Origin of the sequence: Pelagibacterium sp. (genome assembly GCF_048264985.1) — a bacterium.
In the GTDB taxonomy this organism is placed as follows: Bacteria; Pseudomonadota; Alphaproteobacteria; order Rhizobiales; family Devosiaceae; genus Pelagibacterium.
This window is the reverse complement of record NZ_JBLXCL010000027.1, coordinates 1-5,104: the sequence shown is the minus strand read 5'-3', so window position 1 is coordinate 5,104 and position 5,104 is coordinate 1. Positions and strand designations below refer to the sequence as shown.

General features: G+C 58.3%; 4 protein-coding genes. All 4 read left to right on the top strand.

Features of this window, described 5'->3' with window-relative positions; genetic code table 11:
- Positions 1 to 207 precede the first annotated feature (207 nt).
- Complete coding sequence (locus ACN0TA_RS18730) at positions 208 to 1,338, top strand: hypothetical protein (protein ID WP_417585795.1); 1,131 nt, start codon at positions 208 to 210, stop codon at positions 1,336 to 1,338.
- A complete protein-coding gene (locus tag ACN0TA_RS18725) occupies positions 1,322 to 1,909 on the top strand; it encodes a hypothetical protein (protein WP_417585793.1) in 588 nt (195 codons plus the stop codon). The genes ACN0TA_RS18730 and ACN0TA_RS18725 overlap by 17 nt, the downstream gene beginning before the upstream one ends.
- A complete protein-coding gene (locus tag ACN0TA_RS18720) occupies positions 1,909 to 2,391 on the top strand; it encodes a hypothetical protein (protein WP_417585791.1) in 483 nt (160 codons plus the stop codon). The genes ACN0TA_RS18725 and ACN0TA_RS18720 overlap by 1 nt, the downstream gene beginning before the upstream one ends.
- Before the next feature lie 118 nt (positions 2,392 to 2,509).
- Positions 2,510 to 4,597 (top strand): secretin N-terminal domain-containing protein, encoded by a 2,088-nt coding sequence (locus tag ACN0TA_RS18715; protein WP_417585789.1) that lies wholly within the window; start codon positions 2,510 to 2,512, stop codon positions 4,595 to 4,597.
- Positions 4,598 to 5,104 lie beyond the last annotated feature (507 nt).

Sequence of the window (5,104 nt, the reverse complement as noted above, 5' to 3'; positions counted from 1 at the left end):
GGCCATTTCGCAGTGCAGTTGAGGTCGGTGCTCTTGCTGCATCCGACGGAGAAGAGCTTCTTGCGGGCATAGAGCCTGCAGATGGAATACGTATATGGAGGTGGCGGCGGGGCGGTATGACCGCAGACGTCGATGATATACAATTCGACGCCCTCCTTCCTGGTCGTGCTGCGATCATCCTGAATTGGTCTTCAAGAGTAGCTCTGAGTGAAACAATGGCTGAGCGCCCAGTGGAACAGGTTGATCACCCGCTTTTCCACGCCAAGAACTATTCTCTGCGCTAATGGCGTACAGCAATTGGATGGCCACAGTCTCGCGCCCCAGTTGGTTGTCGGGCGTGACCTCTGCCGCTTCGCTTCGGTGGATCTGGCTCACGTTCCCTCAGCCCAGCGCCGCCAGGCGCTGGGCCACCAGATCGAGTCCATCAGCCCTTGGGGACGCACAGGGCACTACGTTGTATGGCGCGATGGAGTGGCTCAGCTGTGGCTCTGGGACGCCGAGCGGGTAGACGCTGCTTTGGCGGGCGCGGGGTTGTCGCCGCTGGCATACTTGCGCCTGAAGAGTTCCGTCCGCCTGCCTGAGACTATCTTCCTAGCTCGCGGTGACCGTGATGGTGTCATTTCACGGGCGTGCGCAGTTGGCTGGGATGTACAGCGCTGGCAGGCGGGTACTCTTCGAGCCTCGCGCTGGTACATGACGCAGCCGACGGCAAGTGATTTGACTTGGTTCCTGCGCTCGCAGGGGCTCGACGGCAATAGCGATACGCTCACGTTTGGTCAGCTTTCCCATCTGACCGCGGCATGGCCCGGGGGACGCCCGCCGCCCTGGCAATGGCTGCGAATGCACCGGCAGGCCGTCGCCTATGGGGTCGGGTTTCTGTTGGTCCTGACGTTCAGTCTTCAACTGACAGCAGGGCTGCGTTGGTGGCGGCTGGAAGAAAGCTACCACGCCCATTCTGCCGCGCTTCAGGCGTCAACGACCGATCTGCTCCGCGCTCGGGGTGAGGCGCGTCGAGAATCTGCTCGCTACGGGCAGCTGCGCAGCCTGTTTGATATGCCTGGATCGCTCGCATCGCAGTGGTTAGTGACTAGTCGGATGCCTGCGGAGATGAAATATGACGTGGTCATTTGGGAGCGGGTCGAACGGAGTGTCGAAATGGTCATTGCCGCGCAGGTCAGCGATACGCTGGGCATCGTGCGCGCGCTTACCGGCCCTGGCATCACAGACGTCACGGTAGAGCCGTGGCGCAAGGCGGGTCACTACAGCGTCAGGCTGCGCTTGGACGACCGCGCCGTAGCTCAAGCAGGGATGAAGGGGACCGATGTCGCAGCTAAATGAACAACTTCGGCGTTTGCGTGCGGAATGGGATGCTACCCCGCGCCTGCGAATGGGCGCGCTGCTCATCGGCTTGATTCTATTGTTCAGCGTCGTACAGCAGTTGGATGCCTGGCGAGAGGAGCGCATGCAGGCGTCCATTGTGGCCATGCGTGAGGCGAATGATCTGGAGTTGCTTGCCTCGCAGCGGCAGTGGCTGGAGCGCGCGGATAGTGCAATTAATGCTCATAGTCAGCTGGGAAAGCGCCTTTGGGTGGTCCCCAGTGAGGGGGCGGCGCAAGCGGCAGTGCGCGATTTGCTTCAGGCCGAAGCGCTTGCTGCGGGCCTACCTGTTCAACGCGTCACGGTTCGAAGTGTCGCTGCCGGGCGTGATCAGTCTTTTGCTGCGGTGCGTGCTGAAGTGCAAGGCGATTACAAACCCTTGGCTTGGCAGCAGTTTGTATTTGCGTTGGAGGGGCATGAGCCTTCTGTCATCATAGAGTCTGACCGAATCGATCGTAGTAATGCGCAGCGAGAGCGGTATCGGCTGAACGTTACTGCCTGGTACCGCTTGGGGCCCCCAGAGGAAACATAATGAACCGCCTGTTGCTTATTGTCGGCGGGCTCGGTCTGCTGCTGGTCAACGCTTTTTTTTTCTGGCTTAATCCTGCCGTTCCGCTGTCCGACTCCTCCGAAGTTCCGCGAGATGACTGGAAGCTCGATACGCTGGTCACTCCTGCGCGAGTAAAGCCCGAGGACCTGATCACCTCTGGAGTATGGGGTGAGTTGCCTGGCGGTGATCAATCCGCCGGCGGTGAGGGCTCTCAACAATCCGTCGAGGGTTCCGAGGCGCAAGTTCTTCGCCAGAAGTTGCGCGGAATCGTACATCAGGGTGGAGAGTGGCGCGTGCTCGTAGAGCAGGGCGCTGATGTGGTGGATGTCGGAATCGGCCATTTGCTTACAGGTACACGCTGGAAGATAGCGAGCATACATCCTGATCGTCTCCTGCTTCAGGACGGCGAGCAGCAGCGCAGCCTTTTGCTGTTCCCTTTGCCTGATGAAGCTCAGGAGCTTTGATAACTAGATGTACTGTAATTTCACAGTTAGCGCGTTGTATGCGGCTACCTCGCGCGCCAGGCGTGCTTGGCGCCTCTCAATCATTATCGGCGTTGCGGCTCTCGGGGGCTGCAGTGTCGTGCCGCCGGCAGATCTCGTGCCACCGGAACCGCTTTATGTTCCGCCAGTAGCGGGGCAGGGGGAGCTGGGTGGCCTCGATCAGGCGCAGTCGTATGACCAGATCAAGCGTGAACGGTTCCGCAGCTTGCCGCAACCGCAACAGCCGGGCGTGATAACCAACACTGTTCCGCTGGACGCCGCGACGATCTTCTCCCCTGACGAGCCTGCGGATATAACGGTCAGCGTCAGCAACATGACGCTTCCGGCTTTCATCAATGAGGTGTTCGCCAATCAACTGAAACTAAATTTCAAGCTTGCTCCTGAGTTGGTGGACAAAAAGGACCTGGTCAGCCTAAGGGTCACCGAGCCGCGAAACCGCCAGGGTCTGTTCGAGATAGCTAGGGCGGTGCTACGTGATTACGGCGTGACGGTCCGTCAGGAAGGCGACCTCCTAACCATTGCCATGGGCGGTTCTGAGGATCAGGCTCGTCAGCCGCCACTTATCGTCAGTGGAAAGGCTCTGCCGAATGTGCCGCCGAGCCATCGCCCGGTGATACTGGTTCGCGACCTTTCGGTGCTCGGCGCAGCCGACGCCTACTCGATGCTGCGAGCAGTATTCGAGCGTGAGCCGAACCTCTCGATACAGCGCGACAACAATCGAAGTGCCTTGGTGCTGCAGGGGCCGCCTGAACTGGTCCAGCATGCTGCCGGTGTACTCGATAGTCTTGACCAGCCACAAATGCGCGGCCGCTTCGCGCTGCGGATTGACCCCGTATACACCAGTGCCGAGGCGCTGGCCGAAAGATTGACCTTGACCCTTGGGGCTCAGGGCTACGATATCGGTGAGCGAGGTCGTAACACTGTTCTGATACCTGTTATTGATCTCGAAAGCATTTTTGTTTTTGCTCCCGATCAGGAAGTGCTTGGATTGGTCCGCCGCTGGGCCCTTGAGCTTGATCAGCCAGTGACCGGTCTGGCTGAGAATCAGGAGGGGACATTCTGGTACCGCGTGCGCAATACGGCTGCTGCACAGCTGGCCGTCACGCTCAACGGCGTGCTGTCCGGCCAGGGTGCGACTGCTGGAGCGGCCCGTAATGAAGACAGTGAGGATCGGCGTTTGCAAGGGCGTGCGACCACTGGCACCGTCCCCGCTGCAAGTGCGGACCGCACGACCACTCCGGCAGCGGTCAATGCCGGGCAGTTCGTAGTTAGCGAGCCGCGCAATCTGCTGCTATTTCGGGGTGAGAAAAGCGAGTGGCAGCGGCTTCTACCGTTGATCCGCGAGCTGGATCAGGCGCCCGATCAGGTAATGGTTGAGGTCGTGGTAGCGGAGGTCACGCTAAGTGACAACCTCAAGTTTGGTGTCGAGTGGGCGCTCAGTGAAATCTCTGCTGCGGGCGCAGTGGGGAATCTCGGGAGCGTATTTGGCGGCGGGGTGCCGGGAAGCGGTCTGGATTCCGGTGGTTTGACCTGGACCTCGCTCAGCAACTCCGGGCAAACCCGTCTCGCGCTAAATGCTTTCGCCAGTACTGACAAGGTATCGATCCTGCAAACCCCCAGGATTCTTGTTCGTAGTGGCGAGAATGCCCAGGTCAAGGTAGGCAGCGAAGTTCCCATCATCAGCCGAACCTCGACAAGTGATGAGGTTACCTCTGGGGTTATCCAGGACGTTCAGTACCGCTCGACGGGAGTGCAGCTAGATGTGACTCCCACCGTTTTTTCGGATGGTCGGATTGATCTGGAGATTAATCAGGAGGTCAGTCAGGCTGCGCCGACTGAAAGCAGTAGTATCAATTCGCCGACTATTCTTAGCCGCTCATTGCAGACTCGCCTGAGCCTGCAGGATGGCAGCTCCGTGCTGATCGGCGGATTGATCTCGAACACGGAGAGCAAAGGCAATTCAAGAGTGCCGATCCTTGGTGATCTGCCTTGGTTGGGGCATCTGTTTCGCACCGACAGTGTCAGCGGGGATCGAAGTGAGCTGATGCTGTTGATCATCCCCTATCTGATCAAGGAGGGAAGCCAGGCCGAGGCGATTACCAAGGCTTTTCGTGAACGTCTGAAGTTGATGCCACTGGCCGTTTCTGTAAACGAGGATATGCCCTGAGCCCTCCTCGATCTGTTTCCCCCTTTTGGCCCTCCCCCGGAGGGCCTTTTTTTTAAAATCTAGATCAGAACCAAAACCCTGATGAGAATTTCATTGCAGATCATGATGGGTGCGACGAAATATGCCTTTCCGTTGACGGTAAAGGTTTGACACCGCAGCTGTTATCCACATAATAGGCCGGCCCCTGCTCGGGCTGAACGTTCTCCGTTCAGGGTCCAGGCCTGTCCGATCAGTTGAAACCGCCCGTCGGTTTGTGGGTTGAGTGATGTTAAATGAGCGGCAATCTGATTGCGGTGCGCTTGCATGGTTAAAAATCCATGTCCTAGAATCAGCCCCGTCTCTAGAGCCAAGAAAAGCTCGTTGACAGATGGATCAACTGGCCGGGTGGCCTGTAAAAACGTTTAAAAACACTTACGTAAGTGACATAAAGGAAGTCTGTAAATGAAAATGAATAACGTCCTGGCCAAGACCGGCCTCGCGCTGGCTATCGGTGCTTTCACTGCTGGC

Coding starts and splice junctions, on each gene's coding strand:
- ACN0TA_RS18725 (WP_417585793.1), top strand. CDS start 1,322: ATGTCGCAGCTAAATGAACAACTTCGGCGTTTGCGTGCGGAATGGGAT.
- ACN0TA_RS18720 (WP_417585791.1), top strand. CDS start 1,909: ATGAACCGCCTGTTGCTTATTGTCGGCGGGCTCGGTCTGCTGCTGGTC.